Here is a 20592-nt window from a genome sequence, read left to right on the forward strand (position 1 = left end):
GCCGGTCCGTGCCGCAGGACCGGCGGCCCTGATTGCCCTGCGCGCCCTCCTCGGCCCGGTGGCCCTGGGGCCGCCGCGCTGGGCGCGCCCGGGTTCCTATTCGTGCTGCTGCTCTGGACGGGGCTGCTCTCGGACATTCTGGACGGCGTGCTGGCCCGGCGGCTGGGTGTCGCCAGTGGCCCGCTGCGGCTGGCGGACAGTGTCGTGGACGGCGTGTTCGCCCTGTGCATCGGCGCGGCGCTGTACGTGCAGTTCACGGCCCAGCTGACGGCCATGTGGCCGCTGGTCCTCGCGTACCTGGGCACGGACGTCCTGGGCTGGCTGCTGGACCTGCGCAAGTTCGGGCGGCTCGCCGCGTACCACGCCTACAGCACCAAGCTCACGGGTCTGCTGCTGGCCGCGGCCGCCACGCGCCTGGCGCTGAGCGGGGAAGGCGACCTGCTGCGCGTGGCCCTGATCGTCGGGATCCTCAATCACCTGGAGCGCGCGCTCATGACCGCGCTGCTGCCCCGGTGGACGCCGGACGTGCCGACGCTGTGGCACGCCTGGCACCGCCGCGGCTGACCCGACTGGACGTGCGTCCCCTTACTCGGGCGTGCCGCTCGCCGCGCCCGTAGGCGCGGGTGCGCCGGTCAGCCCCAGACGGCGCAGCGCGGCGTCCACCTGCGCTTCCAGGTGAGCGAGGTCGCCGCCATTCTCCAGGACCACCGTGGCGCGCGCGCGCTTCTGCTCGGCACTCAGCTGCCGGGCGTCGCGGGCCAGCACCTCGGCCTCCGAGAACCCGCTGCGCTGCACGACCCGCTGCACCCGCACGGCCAGCGGGGCGTCCACGACGATCACGGCGTCCATCAGGGCGTCCAGGCCACCCTCGAACAGCAGCGGCACGTCCTGCACCACCACCTCCGCCCCCCGGGCGGCCGCCTGCGCTTCCAGCTCGGCCATGCGTGAGCGCACGCGCGGATGCACGATGCTGTTCAGGGCGGCCAGTTCCTCCGCATTCCCGAACACCCGCGCCGACAGCGCCGGGCGGTCCAGCGTGCCGTTCACCACCACGCCCGGAAAGCGCGCCCCGATCAGCGCCAGCGTGTCCGGGCCCTGCGTGACCAGCCGCGCCTGCTCGTCCGCGTCCAGCACCGTCAGGCCCCGCGCGCGCAGCAGGTCCGCGACGGTGCTCTTGCCAGCGCCGATAGAACCGGTCAGGCCAATCCGTCTGGGCATGTTCATGCCGCGCACTGTAGCAATCCGCGCTCAGGTCGCAGGGCGCCCGACGGACGTGACCAGGCCGCAGCGCGCCCCACCGGGCCCACACCCACCCTTCACCCCGCCGCGGGGGTCACCCTCATGGCTCTCAGGGTTCACAGTGAACCCCTCATTCAGCCCGCGGCTGTCAGACGCCCGTCAAGCAGGTCGCGGACACTGACGGGCATGGCAGCTGCGACCGGACCGTTTTCCCGCTCTCACGGGCACTTCACCCTGACATTGAACGTTCTCACGTATGATGCGCTCATGCCCAACCCTGGCAGTGAGTGGTCAGTGCGGCGCCCCCGGGCCCAGCTGACCCCCACGGAGGTTACCGAGTGAATCGACGCACCATGACCGGCGGACTGCTGAGCCTCATGCTGCTGCTGGCCCCGGCCAGCGCGCAGACGGCCCCAGCGGCCCCCACGACCGCACCGACCGCCCCCAGCGCCGCCCCCGCGGCCCGCCCCATTCCCGCAGCGAACTACGTCGCCGTGGGCGGCTACTACTACGAGCAGGGCAAATACGATCAGGCGTACGTCGCCTACCGCGCCGCGGCTGAACTGGAACCCAACAACCCGGCCGCGCTGCTCGGCCTGGGCCGCGCCCAGGTGAAACTGCGCCTGTACAGCGCCGGGATCAGCACCCTGCGTCAACTCATCGGTCTGGACAGCCGCAACTTCGACGCGTACATCTCACTGTCTCAGGCGTTCGTGCAGCAGTACATCGGCGCCGGGGACCGCACGGTCGTCAGCGGCAACCTCAGCGAGGCCCTGCGCGTTCTACAGGACGCCGAGACGCTGGCCGCCGCGCAGACGCAGAACCGCGACCTGTGGCTCAGCCGCGTGTGGAACGAGCGCGGCTACGTGTACAAACTCCAGGGCGACGCCGCCAAGGCCATCAACGCGTTCAAGCAGGCCATCGCGCTGAACAGCGAGAACGCCATCCTGCTGTACAACCTCGGCGACATGTACTACGCCACCGGGAATATCCCGCTCGCGCTGGACAACCTGCAGCAGGCCGTGATCCTCGACCCGCGCGACCCGTTCAACCGCGCGTACTACGCGAAGCTGCTGGCCTTGAGCGGCAACGTCGCGGCCGCGAAACCCGAGGCGGCGCAGGCGGCCCGACTGGCCCCCAAGAACGCTTACGCGGTCGGGCAGTACGGCGTCGTGAGTTATCTCGCCAAGGACGCCGTCACGGCCCGCGCGCAGCTGAACCAGGCGGTGACGCTCGACCCGCTGCGCTACCCGGAGTTCTACTTCTACCTGGGCCGCCTCGCGCTGGACGCCGGTGACCTGAAGCTTGCCCGGGAGCAGTTCACGCGCGCGTCGGCGCTGGGCAGCGTGAACGCCGAGTACGCGTACTACCTGGGCCTCAGCTATGAGCGCGGCGCCGGGGCGGTCGCGCCCGACCGCATCAAGGCCCGCGAGAACTACGAGCGCGCCCTTCAGATCGACTCGAAGTACAAAGACGCGCAGGACGCCCTCAACCGCGTCCGCTGACCCGCAGAACCGGTCGCCCGTGATGCCCCAGGGAATCCCCCGGGGCATCTTCCGTTGCCGTGAGGCAAGACGGAGGCCGATCAGAACGCTGTGGGCGGCTTCTGTCGTTTGGCCCGGATGCAGGGCCGCCTGATTGACCTGTCACCGCAGGCTTACAAACGTAAAAAATTCACCTTCGGGGCTTTGGCTGCTCGGTGAAGCGCATGGTGCCGATCTGCGCGAACGTGAAAAACGCTCTGCAGAACAGGTTTTGCCGACTTGTGACGCCCCGCTCTGGACGCAGGCAGGACGCCTCTGCCCCTCCTCCTCCGGCCGCATCTTCATCTGGCAGACGGTGAGCGAGCAGAGAGACTCAGGCCGCTACCGTGAGGGCACTTCAGACGGCGCGCACACGACCCTGCCAGGGGAGAGGACGCCTGGAGTCTCCCGGCTGTCCTCCCTCGTCTGCCCGTCCGGACTCAGCCTCTAAACGGGGTGCGGGTGGCGCTGACCCTGATGGACGGCGGGCCGCACGGGCAGCCCCCTGAAGAACGAGCTGGAACGCTGGCGCCTGAAGGCCCGTTCCCACTGCATCACCACCTGGGCGGGACGACTCTGTGAGGGGAGTCGTCCCGCCCACGCCTGATGGGCGCTGGGCTCCTAGCCGCCCAGGTACGCGTGCAGCACGCGTTCGTCGTTCACGAGCTCGGCGCTGTTGCCGCTGAAGGTCAGCTGCCCGGCCTCCAGCACGTACGTGCGGTGCGAGGCGTTCATGGCCAGCCGGGCGTTCTGCTCGACCAGCAGGATCGTGACGCCCTGCGCGTTCAGCTCCCGGATGATCCCGAAGATCTCCCGCACGATAATAGGCGCGAGGCCCAGGCTGGGTTCGTCCAGCAGCAGCAGTTTCGGGCGGCTCATCATCGCGCGCGCGATGGCCAGCATCTGCTGCTCGCCGCCCGACAGCGTCCCGGCCAGCTGATCGCGCCGTTCGCCCAGGCGCGGGAAGCGCTCGTACATCTCGTACAGGTCCGCGCGGACGCTGCCCCGGCGGGTGTACGCGCCGAGTTCCAGGTTGTCCTGCACGCTCTGCCGGGCTAGGACCTGCCGACCCTCGGGGCTCTGCGCGATGCCCAGGCGGACCGCCTCGTCCGCCGGGACGCGCGTGATGTCCCGCCCCGCGAAGCGGATGGTCCCGGCCACTGGGCGCAGCAGGCGCGACACGGCGCGCAGGGTGGTGGTCTTGCCCGCGCCGTTCGCGCCGATCAGGGTGACCACCTCGCCCTCCTCCACGGTCAGGGACAGGCCCCGCACCGCCTGGATGGCGCCGTAGTTCACGCTGAGGTTCTCGATTTCCAGCAGGGCCATCACTGACCTCCTTCCGAGGGCTGCTGCGCCTGCGGGGCAGCCCGACAAGCGGATGCGAGTGGGCACAGGATGTGGATTCCGGAAGTGGAGTAGGGGTGCGGCGCTATAACGCAGGCCCACGCAATGGAGGGAATTCGCATCATTCGCCTCCCAGGTACGCTTCGATGACTTTCGGGTCGCGCTGCACCTCGGCCGGGTTGCCCACGGCGATCAGCTGCCCGAAGTTCAGGACGGCCACGCGGTCACAGAGGTTCATGACCAGCGGTACGTGATGCTCGATGACCAGCACGGTCAGGTCGAAGCGGTCCCGGACCTCGCGGATGAAGGCGGTTAGGCCGCCCTTCTCGGCGGTGTTCATCCCGGCGGCCGGTTCATCGAGGAGCAGCACGCGCGGCTCGGTCGCCAGCGCGCGCGCGATCTCCAGGCGGCGCTGGTCGCCGTAACTGAAGTTCCCGGCGAGTTCCCCGGCGCGGTCGCCCATGCCGACCAGGTCCAGCAGCTCCCAGGCGCGGCGTTCCACCTGCGCCTCCTCGGCGCGGGCGGCGCCGAGCACACCCTGCCAGAGTCCGGCGCGGGTGCGGGTGTGCTGCGCGATCTTCACGTTCTCCAGCGCGCTCAGGCCGCGGAACAGGCGGATGTTCTGGAAGGTGCGGCTCATGCCCAGGGCCGCCACGCGGTTCGGTTGCAGGCCCGTGACGGTCTGCCCGCGGTACGTCAGCGTGCCGCTTGAGGGGGGCGTGAGGCCGGTCATGAGGTTGAACAGCGTGGTCTTGCCCGCACCGTTCGGGCCGATCAGGCCGAAGATCTCGCCCTCGTGCACGTCGAAGGACACGTCGTTCACGGCGACCAGTCCGCCGAAGCGGCGGGTCATGTTCCGCGCCTCAAGGACCACGCTGCGCCCCGCGCGGACCGGAATGGGGGAGACGGGGACGTGCTCACCGGTCATGACTTCACCTCGGCCGCACTGACCGGGCCCGGCGCGGGCCGCTGCGGGGGACGGGGGCGGCCCAGGCGTTCCAGGGCGCCCACGATGCCCTGCGGGAGGTACAGGCTCGCCACGACCAGCACCAGGCCGTTGATCACGAGGCGCCAGTCGGTCAGGAAGCGCAGCACCTCGGGCACCGCGGCCAGGAGCGCCCCGCCCACCACGGGGCCCCACACGTTGCGGGACCCGCCGATCAGCACGGCTGCCAGGATCGTGATGCTGGCATCGAAGGTGCCCTGCTTGGCGTTCCAGGTGTTCAGGAAGGGCGCGCTCATCGCGCCGACCAGACCGGCCAGCACCGCGCCGATCACGAAGGCCAGCACCTTGTACTGCGTGGGCGGCACGCCCATCGCGTCGGCGGCCAGTTCGTCCTCGCGGATGGCGCGCAGCGCGCGGCCCACCCGGGAGCGTTCCAGCTGCCGCGCGAACAGCATGGTCAGCAGCAGCAGCGGCAGGAACAGGAAGATGTACTGCCAGCGGTCCTGGAAGCCGAACGCCTGCGGAATGCCGAAGATGCCCACCGCGCCGCCCGTGACGGTCAGGTTCAGGGCCACGACGCGCAGGATCTCCACGAACGCGATGGTCGCCAGCGCCAGGTAGATGCCGCGCAGCCGCAGCGCCGGGACGCCCACGATGACGCCCAGCAGGCCGCCCAGCACGGCGCCCGCCAGCCACGTCAGCGGGAACACGCCGTTGCCGAGCGTGTCGCGCAGGCCCGCGAAGGCCGGGTTGGTCAGGAGGATCGCGGCGGCGTACCCGCCCACCGAGTAGAAGCCGGGACTGGCGAGGCTCAGCTGCCCCGCCTGAAGCGGGAAGTACAGGCTCAGGCCCAGCAGGCCCGCCTGCATCATGGTGGCGATCAGGAAGCCGTACGTCTGAAGAAAGTCGTTCATGTGCGGTTCCCTCCTTAAACCTTCTGAATGGCGGCGCGGCCCAGCAGACCCTGCGGCCGCACGAGCAGAATCGCGAACAGCAGCGCGAACGCCACGGCGTCCTTGTAGGCCGAGTACTGCGCGGGCACGAACGCCTCGGCCAGCCCGATCACGAGCCCGCCGGCCACCGCGCCCGGAATGCTGCCCAGGCCGCCCAGCACGATCACCGCGAGGCCCTTGAGGCCGTACGTCACGCCGAAGTACGGGCCGGCCACGCCGAACGCCGTGCCGACCAGCGTGCCCGCCAGGCCCCCCACGAAGCCCGACAGGAAGAACGTGATCACGATGAAACGGTCCACGCTGATGCCCAGCAGGCTGGCCGTCGTGGGGTTCTCCGCCACCGCCCGCAGCGCCTTGCCGATCTTCGTGCGGCCGATCACGTAGCCCAGCGCGGCCAGCATCACGAGGCTCACGGCGAAGATGATGACCTGCACGGTCCGGATGATCACGATCTTCCCGCCCAGCGTGAACGACAGCGCGGCGGGCGTCTCACCGTACGCGTCGGACGGGAAGTTGTAGATCTCCGCGCCGACCAGCAGCTGAATGAGGTTCACGATGACCAGCGCCACGCCCAGCGAACTGACCAGCGCCAGCAGCGGGTCCGCGCCGCGCGAGCGCATCGGCCGGAACGCGAGGCGCTCGATCAGCACGGCGATCAGGCCCGCGCCTGCCGCGCCCAGCAGCGTCGCCAGCGCGAAGGTCACTGGATGCCCGGACAGCGGCGAGCCGTTCGGGAAGAGCGCCACGCCCTTCAGGAGGCCGTTGTTGCTGAATTCACCCACGACCAGCGTGTACGTGAAGTACGCGCCCAGCGTGAACACCGCCCCGTGCGCGAAATTGATGATGCCCAGGATCGAGAAGACCAGGGTGTAGCCCAGCGCGAAGATCGCGTAGACACTCCCGATGGCCAGGCCGTTGAGGAGGCTCTGGATGAACTGACTGAACTCCATGGGTCCGCTCCTTTCACGAGAACGCCGCCAGCGTCCAGAGGCTGACGGCACAGAAGGCGAGGGGGGGCGCGCCCGGGGTGGCGGGCTCAGGGCCCGTGGGCGCGCCACCCCCCTCGGCGCTTACTTCAGGTAGACGAACGAGCCGTTCTTGGCGTCTTTCATCTTGATCTGCGCCACGTAGAATTCCTTCTGGATCACTTCGCCTTCCTTGTCGAAGGCAATAGTGCCCAGCGGCGTGTTGTACTTCCCGGCGAGGATCTGCTTGTTCAGTGCGACGCGCAGGTCGTCCAGGTCGTAGGTGTTCAGTTTCTTCTTGCGGTCCAGGGCCTTAAGTGCTTCGACCATGACCTGAACGCCGGCGTAGGCCTGCGCGGCGAACTGGGGCGGGTCTTTCTTGTACTGCGCGCGGTATTCCTTCACGAACACCTGGTTGGCGGCGCTGCCCTGCGCGGGGCTGTACGCCTGCGCGATGATCACGCCGTCGCAGAGTTTCTGGCAGACGGGGAACATGTTGCTGGTGTTCAGGCCGTTTCCGCCGATGATCAGGCCCTTGTAGCCCAGCTGGCGCAGCTGCTTGACGAGGTTCCCGCCGTCCGCGGCGAGACCCGAGATGATCACGAGGTCCACCTTGGCGTTCAGGACGGCCGTGACCTGCGTGGTGAAGTCCGTGTCGGTCGTCTGGAACTTCTGCACGGTGGACAGGGTCAGGCCCTGGTCCTTCACGGTCTGCTGGAAGGTGCCGGTCTCAGACGTGGAGAAGGCGTCGTTCTGCGCGTACAGCACCGCGACTTCCTTGATCTTCGGGTCGAGTTTCAGCGCCTGCTTCACGGCGTTCGGGGCGACCACCGCGACGGGCGCGGACACGCGGGAAATGAAGTCCCCGATCTGCGGGATGCCCTTGGCGGTGTTGCTGGGCCCCAGGACCGGCACCTTGGCGCGCTCGGCAATGGGGTCGGAGGCGAAGGCCTGCTGCGACAGGGTGGGCCCCACGATGCCCACCACGCGGTCCTTGGTGATGAGGTTCTGGAAGGCGTTGATGGCGCCAGCCTCGTCGCCGCCGGTGTCCTGGAAGGCCAGTTTGAAGGGCGTGCCGTTGATGCCGCCGCGGCCGTTGAGGAACTTCTCGGCGAATTTCGCGCCGATGACCTGTTCCTGCCCGAGCAGGGCGGTGTTGCTGGTCTGCGCGACTGCCACGCCGATCACGACGGTGTCGACTTTCTGAGCGTACGTCAGCCCCAGCGAGAGGGTCAGGGCGGCGGTGGCCAGGGCTGGAATGCGGGTGCTCGGGATCATGGGCAGAACCTCCAGTTCACCTGTCCCGGCGTCTCCGGGCAGGCGCAGTGAGCCGGTGCGCGTGCCACTGGCACGGGCGCAGAGCGGACTTGAGTTGTGGAACACGGTCACTGTAGGCTGGGGAAAATCACAAGTCAACTGGTCGAATGATCAGATCATTGAACTCAGTTCAAAAATATTGGAATGCCAGTTCCCGGAGTGCCCATGACCGCTGCCCCCCAGGCCACCACCGCCACACCCGCCCCCACCCCCCGCCCCCTGAGCCTGCGCACCAAGGCCGTGCTGATCACCGCGCTGCCCATCCTCACGTTGGGCTTCCTGATCGCCGCGTACCTCACCGCGCACAACCGCGCCGAACTGAGCCGCATCTCCAGCAGCCTCAGCTCCGCCGTCGCCAGCCTCCTCGGCACCACCCTGGACGTCACCGACCTCACCCAGGTCAGCACCCAGCTGCGCGCCGCCGTCAACGCCCCCAGCGTCGCCTTCATCGACGTGCAACCCGCCGGGGACGCCCCCCGCGCCTTCATCAGCGACACCCCCAGCACCGACTGGCTCCTGCGCCCCCAACTTGACGCGGCCCTCAGGGCCCACCCCGGCAGAACCCACTTCAGCTGGCCCGACACCCGCGCCGACGCCTACCGCGCCGCGCAGGCCACCCTCACCTCCAGCACGCCCGACAGCGTCCGCGAACACCTTCAGGCCGCGCAGGCCACCCTCAGCGCCACACGCGGCCAACCCCAGACCTTCGAGGTCACGCAACTCGATGTGTACGACACGCCCCAGGGCACCCGCGCCCTGCGCCTCCCCGGACAGGCCGCCCCACCCGGCGAGCGCCTGTTCCGCCTCACCATCGGCGTCACCCTGACCGACCTGACGGCCGCGCTGCACCGGCAACTCCTGATCGTCCTCAGCGCCTGCCTGATCACCGCCGTCACCGCCGCCCTCCTCGCCTGGACCGCCGCGCGCCGCGTCGTGACCCTGCTCCTCGCCATCACGCACGCCGCGCAGCAGGCCAGCCTCGGCCAGCTGCACGAACCCGTCCACATCCCCCGCCGCGGCCGACCCGACGAACTCAGCGACCTGATCGGCGCCATCGAACGCCTGCGCGTCAGCCTGCACCTCGCCCTGAACCGCCTGCGCCCCGGAAGCCGCCCATGACCGGCCCCGACCCCACCTTCACCCCGGACCAGCTCGAAAAACGCTCCCTGGGCGAACACATCGCCGCGCACCTCCAGGAACTGCTGCTCGACGGTCGCCTCAAACCCGGCGATACCCTCCCCAGCCAGCGGGACCTCGCCCAGCGCTACGGCACCAGCGTCGCCGCCGTCCGCGAGGCCATCAGCATCCTCTCCGCCAGCGGCGTCGTCGACCCCAGACCCGGACGCGGCACCATCATCCTGCCCGTCACGCAGCAGGCCCCCAGCATCAACCTCTGGCTGGGCGCCGTGCACGACGAACACGAAGCCCGCGCGTTCCTCGACACCCGCCAGGCCCTCGAGCACTACACCATCGCCCAGGCCGCCCAGCACGCCACGCCCGAACAGCACACCGACCTCCTCGAACACCTGCACCGCATGCGCGACGCCCAGGGCGAACCCGAAGCGTTCATCCAGGCTGACCTGGCCCTGCACATGGCCATCGCGCAGGCGGCCGGGAATCCCGTTGTGCTGCGCCTGCTGCGCGCCATCCACATGCCCCTGGCCAACCTGCTGCGCGCCATCAGCACCGACCTCATGCACGCCGGACGCTTCCCGCACCTGTACACCACCCACGAGCAGATCATCCACGGCATCATCCGCCGCGACCCCCAGGCCGCCACCCGCGCCTTCGACCACATGCTCGACCAGACCACCGAAGGCGGCACCCTGGAACGCGCCCTCGGGCACCCCAGCGAACCCGAACCGCCCCTGGGCGCCACCTTCCTCGAAGACCTCCACTGGAACCTCACCCGGCTCATCGGCCCCATGGCCGACGTCCTCATCCCCGAAGCGGCCAGCGAACTCGGCCTCGACCCCGACGCCCTGACCCGCACCCACCTGGAACGCTACCTGCACAACCTCGCCCGGCAACTCCCCGACGGCAAACAGGCCGAATGGACCGCACTGAGCAGCCTGCTGGAAAAACGCTACGGGTCAGGCACGTGACCTGCTCATACGTCATCTGACGCAGGGCAGCGGGCGTCCATCTCCCTACACTGAAGTCATGATCTGGCGCAACGACACGCAGGAGGCCCGACCGGAGGGGGCCTGCCATGGCCGAAGAAATCTGGAAGCGGGAGCGACACGCTCGCCGCATCGCGGCCCGTCGTCTCAGCCTTCAGCTGTACGGTGTCCAGTTCAGACGGTGGACCTCGCCTGATGTGGATCAGGCGTGGCCGCGCGCCTGCTGGACATGGATCGGCCAGTTCGATCAACACTGGGAAGCGCAGGTGTGCACCTCGCGCCACCCAGGCTCCCGGCTTCTCACCATCCACCGGACCCGCAAGGGCCGAATCCGGATCATCTGCCACCGGGTTGGGTACGTCCAGCGGCGGGGCGCACCGTTTCGCACAGCCGTGATGACCTGGGAACTGGAGACCATCCAGCGTCAGCATCAGGACCGACTCGCGCGGCGTGTCCTTCAGGAAGGGGGACTCAGGGGCGGCATCTCCGCCGTCACACGGAAGGACCGCCGACGGTGGCGACAAGCCGGTCGGGAAGCGTGCCGACTGGCCCTGCTGGGCGAGATCGACCGAGCCGATGATCTCGACCCCCAGCCGCGACGACTGGGGGTGGACTGGATCCTGTAAGCGCCCCGAGCTATGACCGCCCCGCCCGCTGCGCCTGTACGAACGCCAGGAACGCGTCGCGGTCCAGGGTGTTGATAACGTGCGCGGGCGTGAGTCCGGCCTTCCTGGCGACCATCACGCCGTACCGCGCGTCAGCAAGCCCGGCGGGGACGTGCGCGTCGGTGTTGATGGCGAACTTCACCCGGTCCCGCCATTGCAGGGCAACGCGCCAGTCGAGGTCGAGGCGGTAGGCGTTCGCGTTAATCTCTACGACCGTGCCCTGCTCGGCGCAGGCGGCCATCACGGCGTCCAGGTCCAGCGCGTAGCCGGGGCGGCGCAGCAGCAGGCGGCCCGTGGGGTGCCCCAGGATCGTCACGAGGGGGTGCCGGGCGGCCTGCACCAGCCGTTCGGTCTGCCGCTCGGCAGGCAGCGTGAACAGGCTGTGCACGCTGGCCACCACGTAATCCAGTTCGGCCAGTACGTCATCCGGGTAGTCCAGCGAACCGTCCTCCAGGATGTCCACCTCGGCTCCCGCCACAAGCGGCACGCCCGCAGCCTGTAATTCGCGGATCTCCTTCAGCTGCGCCTGGAGGCGTTCGATGCTCAGGCCGTTCGCGTAATGCGCGGCGCGCGAGTGATCCCCGGTGCCCAGGAACCCGTGGCCCCGGCGGACCATTTCGGCCGCCATGTCCGCGATGCTCGCCGCGCCGTCCGACCACGTCGAGTGCGTGTGCAGCATGCCGCGCAGGTCCGCGACCGTCACCAGCTGATCAGGGTGGGGGAGGGCCTCCCACACGCCGTCATGCTCCGGCTCGCGGTACTCGGCGGGTCGCAGGGGCAGCTCAAGGAACCGCATCACGTCCGCCTCGGTGGGTGTGTCCAGCACCTCGCCCGCTCGGATCAGGCCGTGCCCACTGAGGGCGAAGCCTCGTTCAGCCGCCTCCGCTCGCAGCACCTCGCGGTACGCGGTGCTGCCGCCCATCATCAGGTCCAGCGCGCCCCGCACGCTCCCTGTGGGCGCGAACGCCACCTCGACCGGCACGCCATCCACCCGGCCCGCGAACAGCGGCTTCTGTCCGACGCGCTCCGGGCCCTCCACCACGCCCGACAGGCGCGCAACGACCTCCTCCGGGTCGGCCGTGACGGTCACGCGCGCCACCCGCACCGTGTCCAGCCCCCGGCGTACATCCCCCGCCACCCGCGCCTCCAGGCCGTCCAGCACGCGGCACAGCCCCTCGGCCACCACTGCCCCCGTGCTCAGGTGCTGCCGCTCCTGCGCGGCCAGTGCGAACTCCACCGCCGCCAGGAACGACGCCGCACTCTTCGCCCCGAAGCCCTTCAGGGCCGCCACCCGCCCATCCCGGCACGCCTCCCGCAGCCCCTCCAGCGAATCAATCCCCGCGTCCCACAGCGCGCGAATCTTCTTCGGGCCCAGCCCCCGCACCCGGAACAGACTCAGCACGCCCGCCGGGATCAGACTTGCGGCGTCCTCCAGCGGGCCGAACACGCCAGTCTCCACGAACCCCATCAGGTCCAGTGCAATCGCCTTCCCCACCTTTGGGATGCCCGCAAAACCGCGGGCGGCCAGCGCGTCCACCTCGTCCAGCGTGGCCTCCAGGCTGCGCGCCGCACTGCGGAACGCCTGCGCCCGGAACGGATCATCCCCCACGCCCAGCAGATCCAGCAGATCCGCCGTGGTCTTCAGCACCCCCGCCAGGGCCTTCTTCGTGACTTCCATGCGCCCAGAGTAAAGGGCCCGGCGGACAGGGGGGCGCAGGCCCGGCGCGGCTCAGCCGTGCCGCACCCGTTCCTGGTACGACACGATCCGCCCGCCCACGTCATGAATCTGCTTGATGGCGTCAGTGAAGTGATAGCCGACCTCATCGGGCTTATGAGCGTCACTGCCGAGGACGAACGGAATGCCGCGCTCCGCCGCGGCGCGGGTCAGGTCCGGTGCGGGGTACGCCTCCTGGACGGGTTTGCGCCACCCGGCGGTGTTGAAATCCAGGCTCAGGCCGCGCTCGGCGATCACGTCCAGGGCGTGCAGCGCCGCGTACCCGTCCGGGTCGCGGTGCCCGAATTTCTTCGGCAGGTCCAGGTGCCCGATACTGTCGAACAGGCCCGATTTCGCGGCGCCTTCGGCCAGCGCGTAGTAGTCACGGTACAGGCCGCCCAGGTCACGACTGTCGTACTCCGCGATGAATTCCGGGTTGTCGAAGCCCCACGCGCCGATGTAATGGATGCTGCCGATCACGTAATCCCACGGGTGCGCACCCAGCACCTCCTCCACGAACCGTTCCGTGCCGGGGTGGAAGTCGGCTTCCAGGCCCAGCCGGACCTCCAGCCGACCCGCGAACTCCGCCTGAACGTCCTGCACGTCCGCCACGTACTGCGCCAGCTGGTCGCGGCGCATCCGCCACGGCGCGTCGTACCACGCGGGCATCGGCATGTGATCCGTGAAGCAGATGCCCGCCAGCCCAGCGTCCAGCGCCGCCTGCGCGTACTCGCGCGGCGCCCCCGTGGCGTGCCCGCACAGGGGCGTGTGCATATGCGAATCAAACAGCGCAGCAGTCATGCCCACAGGGTACGGCAGGGCGCGGTCAGCGGGCGTGGCGGGTCACGAAACGCAGGGTGACCTCCAGCATGCCCGCGAGCAGGCCGCCCACCAGCACGTTCCGCACCAGTTCTGTTGGCGAGGCCGGGGTCAGCGCGGGCAACAAAACGGTGCCGAGCTGCGCGGCCCGCACCGCCCAGGTCCAGCGGGTCAGGGCTACCGGGGCGGGGGTGTGCGTCTCGGCGGCCGTCTGGACGGGAGCGAACCACCAAGCGGCGGGCAGCATGCCCAGCGAATTCAGGCCTGTGCCGATTCGTTCGCCCGGGGTCTCGCTGGACGCGAGCAGGGCGTACAGGACGCCCAGCGCGTTCACGGCGAGCAGCACCCAGCGCCAGACGCGCAGAGCCTGGGCGCGTGCGGCGGGCTGTTCGGCCGCTTCGACAGACACCATCCAGCGCGCGAGGTTGGCCGTGAGCCAGATCAGCGGCACCATGAACATCAGGGCGATCACGGGCGCGGTGGGATGCGCGCTCGTCGGTGCGACGGTCAGCGCGAACTGCACGGCCAGCAGCGTCCACAGCCACCGGCCGGCCGGCCGCGCGGCCGGAGCAGGTGGAATACGGTCCTGAAGGGTCACCCGCGCAGGATAGAGGAGGAGGGAGGCCAGAGCACGTGAACCTGCACGGTCTACCGGGGCAGCCAGCCGTCCGGGAAGCCCGTGGCGGGGTGGATGGCCTGAGCCGCCGTCAGCATGGCGGGCCACTGTTCGGGCCGGTAGCGGCGGCTCAGGTGCAGCAGCGTCAGTGCGGGGATGCCCGCCACGTAGGCGAGGGTGGCGACCTGCGTGACCGTGGTGTGCTGATGGCGCGTGGCGAGGTCCTGATCCTCGGGCGCGTACTGCGCCTCGGCGTACAGCGTCTGCACGCCACGCAGGACGGGGGCGAGGCGGGCCTGCTGCGCGTCGTCCAGAAGGAAGTCCGTGAGGTACGCGAGGCTCTCCCCGCGTTCGCGTTCCATCAGTGCGGCTCGGAGGGCGTCCGCATGGTGGACCTGACCGTTCACGTCGAGATCTCCTTTCGCCCCGCCTTTCAATGCGGCCAGCCACGGGCCGGGGCGCAGGCCCAGCCCTGCCAAGGCGGCGGTGTTCACGCGCTCCCGGTCGGGCTCGCGCAGGATGAAGCCCAGGCTGCGGCCGTGGTGTTCCAGTGGGACGGCCTGCACGCTGACTTCCGCGGTGGTGAGGATGGTGCCGCCGTGCGTGCGGGTGCCGGCCTCGTGCGCGGTGGCGAACGCCTCGCGCGCATCGAACCGGTAGGACCGCACGTGCGTGTCGTGCACGTCATGCACCACCCACTGCCCGCGCAAATCGGGCGCGTGGTTCCACCAGAACCCCTGGAAGCGGTGCCCGAGGATGCGGGCGGTGCCGGGCGGGCCCCAGGCGTGCGTGGGTGCCGCGCGGTCGAAGGTGGCGCGGAAGAAGTCGTCGAAGCCGCCCACGTGATCCATGTGCAGGTGCGACAGCAGCAGGTGATCGGTGGCCTGCACCTCCGCGAAGGGCAGCGTGTCCAGCACGTGCGCGCCGCAGTCCAGCAGCAGCCGCGTGCGGCCCTGCCCGCTGTCCGCCGTGACCCACAGCGCGTTGTCTTCCGCTGGTCTGCCCAGCACCTCGGCCCTCAACATGCTGGGCAGTATGCCTGCGCCGCGGTAGGCGGGGCCACGGTGGTTCGGCGGAGGGTTCGCCCGGTACGATGGCGTATGCCTCCTGCCTCACTGCGGAACGTGACCCTGGTCGTGCGGGACCCGCAGGCGTCGCGGGCGTTCTACCGCTCGGTGCTGGACCTGCCGGACGCGCCGGACGCCGGGCCGAACTTCGTGATGCTCCAGGCGGGGTCCGTGACCGTGATCCTGCAACCGGCCGCGGCCAGCAGCGCCGCGCCGCAGCCGGGCGGGGTGGAACTGGGCTTCGAGGTCCCGGATGTGGACGCCGCGCGCGACGCGCTGCTCGCGGCGGGCGGCACGGTGGGCGACGTGCAGCGCATGGGCTGGGGTGAGGCGCTCGATGCCCGCGACCCGGACGGGCACGCGCTGACCCTGTACCGACGCCGCTGACCATGCCGGCTCGTCTGGCGCTGCTGGTGGCGGTTCACGCGGCCCTGTGGCTGGGCCTGAACCGCGCGCTGCCGTGGCCGGAGCGGCTGACGGCGTACGGCGCGGCCCTGCGCGGCGCGCTGGAGCCCGGCGTGTGGACGGACGTGGCCCCCGCCGCGCTGCTGACGGGCACGTACCTGCTGCTGGGGACGCTGCTGGCGTGGGCGCTGGTGGGTGGGCTGCGGCGGGTGCCTCTGCCCACGCTGTGGGTGCTGGAAGCCCTGCCGCCGTTTGGGCTGCTGATCGGGGCGCTGGCGTTGGGCCTGACCGTCACGACGGCGCGCGGCTGGTCGTTGCCGCTGACGCCCTGGGCGCCGCTGATGTTGGCGCTGTTCGCACTGACCCTGGCGCTGCCGGCCGCCGCCCGCGCGGCGACGCAGGGGTGCGGCGCGTTCCGGGACGCGTGGCAGGCGCCGTACACCCGCGCAGCCCGCGCCATGGGAGTCCTGGAGGCGCGCCTGGCGGGGCGGGCGTGGGCGGTCGCGCGGCCCGTGGCCGCCCGCAGCCTGACGGGCGACACGCTGAACATCGTCCTGTCCCTGACGGTCCTGGAGGGCCTGCTCCAGTTCCCGGGGGTGGGCACTGCCGTGTACGGCGCTGTTCAGGCCACCCTGAGCGGCACCTCGTCCCTTCTGGACGGTTCGGCGCTGGCGGCGGCCCTGGCGGCCCTGCTGGCGCTGGGCGGCGTGGTGGGGGCCGCGCAGCAGACCGTGGCCTCACGCCTCGATCCGCGCCCCGCGCCGGACGCCGCGTGAGGTGGTGGTGGCTGCTGGCGCCGCTCGTGCTGCTGGCGCTGCTGGCTCCCCGCGCCGAGTGCCCGGTGCGGCCCCTGATCGCCCTGCCGGGCGTGACGGACGCCGCCGCGCTGCGCGTGCCGCCGCTGCGGCCCGGTGATCCGCTGGCGCGTCTGGGAACCGACCGGTTCGGACGGGACGCGGCGTGCGTGCTGCCCCGCGCGCTGCGGCGGTCCCTGACTCTGGCGCTCTGGGCGCTGGCGTGGGGGGCGGTGCCGGGCGTGCTGCTGGGCCTGTGGCGCGGTTGGCGCGGCGCCGTCACCTGGGTGCCGGAACTGCCGGCGCTGCTGCTTGCGGCCCTGCTGCTGGGGCGTGGGTCGTTCCGGCTGGTGCTGGCGGGCGGCGTGGCACTCCTCACGGCGCGGATGGTGGCGGCGCAGGTGACGGCCGTGCGCCGGGAGGGGTTCGTCGAGGGCGCGGCCGCGCTGGGCGGCGGGACTGCGCATGTGCTGCGCGTGCACGTGTGGCCCCACCTGCGCCCGCGCCTGGGGGCGGTGCTGGGAACCGTCCTGAGCGGCGTGTTCCTGTGGCTGATGGAACTGGGCGCGCTGGGCTTCCATGACCAGCCGACGCTGACCGTGGCGTTCACGGACGGGCTGGACGCCGTACCGGACGTGACGGCCGTGCCGCTGAACGCCGACCTGGGTCAGCTGATCAGCTTCGCGCGCTGGACGTGGCTGGACACGCCCGAGGGGCTGGCGTGGCCCGCGCTGCTGCTCACGCTTCTGGTGCTGGCCCTGAAGGACGCGGCGCGCGCCACCAGCGGCCCCCGAACACGTGCAGGGTCAGGCCCGCGAAGACCAGCAGCGCGCCGATAGCCTTGCCGGGCGGGAACGCCTCGTGGAAGGCCAGGGCGCTGGCGATCAGGCCGAACACCGGCACCAGCAGCGACAGGGGCGCCACCCGCGCCGCGCCGTGCCGCTGGATCAGCAGCGACCACAGGCCGAAGCCCAGCACGGTGTTCCCCAGCCCCATGAATACGATGGCGCCCCAGAAGCCCCACCCGCTGTGCGTGAGGGTGTGGCCCACGGCGGCCCAGCCGCCGGTCAGGCCCGCCAGCAGCGTCAGGGGAATGGGGGGAATCAGGGCACTCCAGACGACCAGGGACAGCATGTTCGCGCCCCCTGAGGCGCGCACCACGAGGTTGCTGCCCGCCCAGCCCAGCGCGGCCAGCAGCGTCAATCCCAGGCTGACGAGGGGCAGGTCGCCGCCGGAGAGCGCGCCGATCAGAGCCATGCCGCCGAACGCGGCTGTCATCCCGGCGGCCTGCCAGGGCTGGATGCGTTCGCCCAGCAGCCGCGCGGCGAGCAGCGCCGTGAAGAACGCCTGCATCTGCATGAGCAGCGAGCCCAGCCCCGCGCTCATGCCCAGCTGAATGGCGAGGTACAACAGGCCGAACTGCACGACGCCCACCAACAGTCCGTACCCCCACAGCAGGCGCGCGGGCAGCTGCGGGCGCGGCACGAGGAACACGGCTGGGAGGGCCGCCACCGCGAAGCGCAGCGCGGCGACCAGCAGCGGCGGGGCGCCCGCGACACTCCACTTGATCACGATGAAGTTCACGCCCCAGATGCCCGTGATGAGCAGCGCCAGCAGCAGCGCGCGGGCATTCAGGGGCGGCAGGGTCGCGGGGGCGCTCATTGCGCGGGAGTGTACGCCCGGCCCCCTACCGGCGTTCGGTTATGACGGACAGTGACACTTTCGATTGCATGGCGGGGCGGTGTTAGAGTAGCGCAGCACCACACAACCCAGGCGAACTCCTGCCGGCTGACACCCCGGACGGGACGCTTGCCGATGGAGGCTCCATGCATAAAGGTCTGTCCGTCTCCCTGCTCAGCGCCGCCCTGCTGCTCGCGTCCTGCTCGCAGACCCCCACCGCCCCCCAGGCCGCCGCACCCCAGGGCAGCGACTCCCTGGTCGCCACCGCCGACGAGTGCAGCACCTTCCAGCAGTACCCGGTCGTCGTGTCCCGCGTGGACTTCAAGACCAAACGCGACTGGCTGGACATCGTCAAGACCTTCGAACCGGTCGGCGGCAGCCTCGAAGACGGCTACGTGCTGCTGGACATCAGCCGCCCCGAATTCGAGCAGCTGCGCGTCACCGGCCTCGCCCGCGGCTGGACCGTGAAGATCGACCAGACCCAGACCGAACGGCACAGCGCGTCCCTGAAGACCCCGCTGGGGGCGCTGAGCATCAGCGGGTACAGCTGCTACCGCACGGTCGAGGAGACCTACGCCAGCGCGCAGGGCCTCGTCACGCAGTACCCGAACCTCGCCAGCTGGAGCAGCTTCGGGTCCTCGTGGCTCAAGAGCAAGGGGCGCGGCGGGTACGACATGAACGTCCTGAAACTCACGAACAAGAGCGTGACGGGGACCAAACCGCGGCTGCTGATCACGGCGTCGATTCACGCGCGCGAGTACACCCCGGCGGAACTCACGACGCGGTTCGCGGAGTACCTGCTGGCGAACTACGGCAAGGACGCGGACGTGACGTGGATGCTGGACAGCCAGGAGGTCTGGCTGGTCCTCCAGAGCAACCCGGACGGCCGGAAGAAAGCGGAGGCGGGCGCGTCGTGGCGCAAGAACGTGAACGACACGCAGGCGTGCAGCAACGGCCTGTACGGCGTGGACCTCAACCGCAACTTCAACTACGCCTGGGGCACCGGCGGGTCCAGCGCCGACCCCTGCAACGAGACGTACAAGGGCGTGGCCGCCGCCAGTGAAATCGAGACGCAGAACCTCCAGAACCTGATCAAAGCGGCCTTCGCGGACAACCGCGGCCCAGCCCGCACCGACGCCGCGCCCGACACCACCAGCGGCCTGTACATGGACATCCACAGCTACAGCCAGCTGGTGCTGTGGCCCTGGGGTGACACGACCACCGTCGCCCCGAACGGCACGCAGATGCAGAGCCTGGGCCGTAAGTTCGCGTACTTCAACGGCTACACGCCCGAGCAGAGCGTCGGCCTGTACCCCACCAGCGGCACCACCGACGACTTCGCGTACGGCGAGCTGGGCGTTCCCGCCTACACCATCGAACTGGGCAGCGCGTTCTTCGAGGCGTGCAGCACCTTCACCGGCACCACCCTGCCCAAGAACCAGGCGGCCCTGCTGTACGCCCTGCGTGTGGCTCGCCAGCCGTACACCATGGGCAGCGGCCCCGACAGCGTCACGCTGAACGCGCCGGTCAGCGTCGCCACCGGGGCCAGCTTCACGCTGAGTGCCAGCGCCACGAACACGCGCTTCAACACCAGCAACGGCGCGGAACCCACCCGCACGATCAGCGGCGCGGAGTACTTCATCGACACGCCCCCCTGGGCGGGGGGGACTGCGCGCGCCATGACGGCTGCGGACGGGGCGTTCAACGCCGCCACCGAGAGCGTGCAGGCCACGGTGTCGACCAGTGGACTCAGTGCCGGGAAGCACATGGTGTACGTCCGCGCGAAGAACAACAGCGGCACGTACGGGCCGGTCTCCGCGCTGTTCGTCACCGTCGGGGCGGCCACCGGCACGACCACCACGTACACCGGCACGGTCGCCGCCGCCGGGAACTCCTACCAGCCGTCCACCAGCGGCTTCACGTACGCGGGCGGCACCCTGAAAGGCAACCTGACGGGCCCCACCGGCACGGATTTCGACCTGTACCTCCAGAAGCTGTCCGGCAGCACCTGGAGTCAGGTGGCGGCCAGTGAGGGCAGCAGCAGCACCGAGGCCATCAACTACGCCGCCGCGAGCGGCACGTATCGCTGGCGCGTGTACGCCTACAGCGGCAGCGGCAGCTACACCCTCACCGAAACCAAGTAAGGGAAGTGGAGAGCAGCGCGCGGGCAGCCGTAATGGCCCCGCGCCGCACCCCGTTCTGCATGTCCAGTCATTCAGAATGCATATTCATGCGTAACCTGCACGGAGTGATCCTGCGCTGACGGGAAGCGGGTATACTCCTCGCCTATGACGAAGGTCGCCCGCTCGAAGAAAACCCAGGCCCAGGCCAGCGCCGCCCCGAAGAAGACCGGAGCGCCCCGCAAGGCTGATGCGAAAAAAGATGCAGTCCTGGCGCCGACCACCGCGCCCGTGCTGCTCAC

General features: G+C 70.2%; 20 protein-coding genes. 9 read left to right on the top strand and 11 right to left on the bottom strand.

The genetic code is table 11. The features are described from left to right. Positions 1–102: 102 nt before the first annotated feature. Positions 103–564 (top strand): CDP-alcohol phosphatidyltransferase family protein, encoded by a 462-nt coding sequence (locus IEY63_RS16745; RefSeq protein WP_189070141.1) that lies wholly within the window; start codon positions 103–105, stop codon positions 562–564. A 21-nt stretch (positions 565–585) separates the two neighbouring features. Here the strand turns inward: IEY63_RS16745 and coaE are convergent, their stop codons facing one another. Beyond that, positions 586–1224, bottom strand: a complete 639-nt coding sequence (gene coaE / locus IEY63_RS16750; protein WP_189070142.1) for a dephospho-CoA kinase — start codon at positions 1222–1224, stop codon at positions 586–588. 353 nt (positions 1225–1577) lie between these two features. Between coaE and IEY63_RS16755 the strand changes: the two genes are divergently transcribed. Beyond that, complete coding sequence (locus IEY63_RS16755) at positions 1578–2744, top strand: tetratricopeptide repeat protein (RefSeq protein WP_229784773.1); 1167 nt, start codon at positions 1578–1580, stop codon at positions 2742–2744. 639 nt (positions 2745–3383) lie between these two features. Here IEY63_RS16755 and IEY63_RS16760 read toward each other — a convergent pair. The 5 genes from IEY63_RS16760 to IEY63_RS16780 form a co-directional block, all read right to left on the bottom strand. After that, positions 3384–4088, bottom strand: coding sequence for an ABC transporter ATP-binding protein (locus IEY63_RS16760; protein ID WP_189070143.1), 705 nt, complete (start codon positions 4086–4088; stop codon positions 3384–3386). A gap of 139 nt (positions 4089–4227) precedes the next feature. Then, the gene (locus tag IEY63_RS16765; protein ID WP_229784774.1) at positions 4228–5034 is read right to left on the bottom strand and encodes an ABC transporter ATP-binding protein; all 807 of its coding nucleotides are present in this window, start codon (positions 5032–5034) and stop codon (positions 4228–4230) included. Then, positions 5031–5966 carry a branched-chain amino acid ABC transporter permease gene (locus IEY63_RS16770; RefSeq protein ID WP_189070144.1) on the bottom strand — a complete coding sequence of 312 codons (936 nt, stop codon included), beginning with the start codon at positions 5964–5966 and terminating at the stop codon, positions 5031–5033. The genes IEY63_RS16765 and IEY63_RS16770 overlap by 4 nt, the downstream gene beginning before the upstream one ends. Positions 5967–5980: 14 nt before the next feature. Continuing rightward, on the bottom strand, positions 5981–6955 hold the full coding sequence (locus IEY63_RS16775; RefSeq protein ID WP_189070145.1) for a branched-chain amino acid ABC transporter permease: 975 nt from the start codon (positions 6953–6955) through the stop codon (positions 5981–5983). Positions 6956–7075: 120 nt separating this feature from the next. Continuing rightward, positions 7076–8248 carry an ABC transporter substrate-binding protein gene (locus tag IEY63_RS16780; protein WP_189070146.1) on the bottom strand — a complete coding sequence of 391 codons (1173 nt, stop codon included), beginning with the start codon at positions 8246–8248 and terminating at the stop codon, positions 7076–7078. Between the two features lie 204 nt (positions 8249–8452). On the opposite strand from IEY63_RS16780, the gene IEY63_RS16785 reads away from it, so the two are divergent. The 3 genes from IEY63_RS16785 (at position 8453) to IEY63_RS16795 (ending at position 11036) form a co-directional block, all read left to right on the top strand. Continuing rightward, a complete protein-coding gene (locus IEY63_RS16785) occupies positions 8453–9406 on the top strand; it encodes a hypothetical protein (RefSeq protein WP_189070147.1) in 954 nt (317 codons plus the stop codon). Beyond that, the gene (locus IEY63_RS16790) at positions 9403–10392 is read left to right on the top strand and encodes a FadR/GntR family transcriptional regulator (RefSeq protein WP_189070148.1); all 990 of its coding nucleotides are present in this window, start codon (positions 9403–9405) and stop codon (positions 10390–10392) included. The genes IEY63_RS16785 and IEY63_RS16790 overlap by 4 nt, the downstream gene beginning before the upstream one ends. A gap of 107 nt (positions 10393–10499) precedes the next feature. Then, positions 10500–11036, top strand: coding sequence for a hypothetical protein (locus IEY63_RS16795; RefSeq protein WP_189070149.1), 537 nt, complete (start codon positions 10500–10502; stop codon positions 11034–11036). Between the two features lie 10 nt (positions 11037–11046). On the opposite strand, the gene IEY63_RS16800 is transcribed toward IEY63_RS16795, so the two are convergent. From IEY63_RS16800 to IEY63_RS16815, 4 genes are read right to left on the bottom strand one after another with little or no spacing between them, the layout of a single operon-like run. Next, positions 11047–12753 (bottom strand): helix-hairpin-helix domain-containing protein, encoded by a 1707-nt coding sequence (locus IEY63_RS16800; RefSeq protein ID WP_189070150.1) that lies wholly within the window; start codon positions 12751–12753, stop codon positions 11047–11049. Between the two features lie 51 nt (positions 12754–12804). After that, entirely contained in the window at positions 12805–13590 is a 786-nt protein-coding gene (locus IEY63_RS16805) for a histidinol-phosphatase (protein ID WP_189070151.1), read from the bottom strand. Between the two features lie 25 nt (positions 13591–13615). After that, entirely contained in the window at positions 13616–14206 is a 591-nt protein-coding gene (locus tag IEY63_RS16810) for a hypothetical protein (RefSeq protein WP_189070152.1), read from the bottom strand. 50 nt (positions 14207–14256) lie between these two features. Beyond that, the gene (locus IEY63_RS16815) at positions 14257–15249 is read right to left on the bottom strand and encodes an MBL fold metallo-hydrolase (protein WP_189070153.1); all 993 of its coding nucleotides are present in this window, start codon (positions 15247–15249) and stop codon (positions 14257–14259) included. 75 nt (positions 15250–15324) lie between these two features. Between IEY63_RS16815 and IEY63_RS16820 the strand changes: the two genes are divergently transcribed. From IEY63_RS16820 to IEY63_RS16830, 3 genes are read left to right on the top strand one after another with little or no spacing between them, the layout of a single operon-like run. Further along, on the top strand, positions 15325–15678 hold the full coding sequence (locus IEY63_RS16820; protein WP_189070154.1) for a VOC family protein: 354 nt from the start codon (positions 15325–15327) through the stop codon (positions 15676–15678). A 2-nt stretch (positions 15679–15680) separates the two neighbouring features. Then, positions 15681–16472, top strand: a complete 792-nt coding sequence (locus IEY63_RS16825; RefSeq protein WP_189070155.1) for a hypothetical protein — start codon at positions 15681–15683, stop codon at positions 16470–16472. Then, entirely contained in the window at positions 16469–17329 is an 861-nt protein-coding gene (locus IEY63_RS16830; RefSeq protein ID WP_189070156.1) for a hypothetical protein, read from the top strand. Before IEY63_RS16825 ends, IEY63_RS16830 begins: the two co-directional genes overlap by 4 nt. Here the strand turns inward: IEY63_RS16830 and IEY63_RS16835 are convergent. Further along, positions 17229–18125: an EamA family transporter gene (locus IEY63_RS16835; protein WP_444542382.1), complete on the bottom strand. Its 897-nt coding sequence runs from the start codon at positions 18123–18125 to the stop codon at positions 17229–17231. The two genes, IEY63_RS16830 and IEY63_RS16835, sit on opposite strands and share 101 nt — an antisense overlap. A gap of 191 nt (positions 18126–18316) precedes the next feature. Here IEY63_RS16835 and IEY63_RS16840 point away from each other — a divergent pair, with 191 nt between their 5' ends. Continuing rightward, on the top strand, positions 18317–20314 hold the full coding sequence (locus IEY63_RS16840; RefSeq protein ID WP_189070158.1) for a M14 family zinc carboxypeptidase: 1998 nt from the start codon (positions 18317–18319) through the stop codon (positions 20312–20314). Positions 20315–20592: the final 278 nt, after the last annotated feature.

Source organism: Deinococcus radiotolerans (assembly GCF_014647435.1).
Classification (GTDB): domain Bacteria; phylum Deinococcota; class Deinococci; order Deinococcales; family Deinococcaceae; genus Deinococcus; species Deinococcus radiotolerans.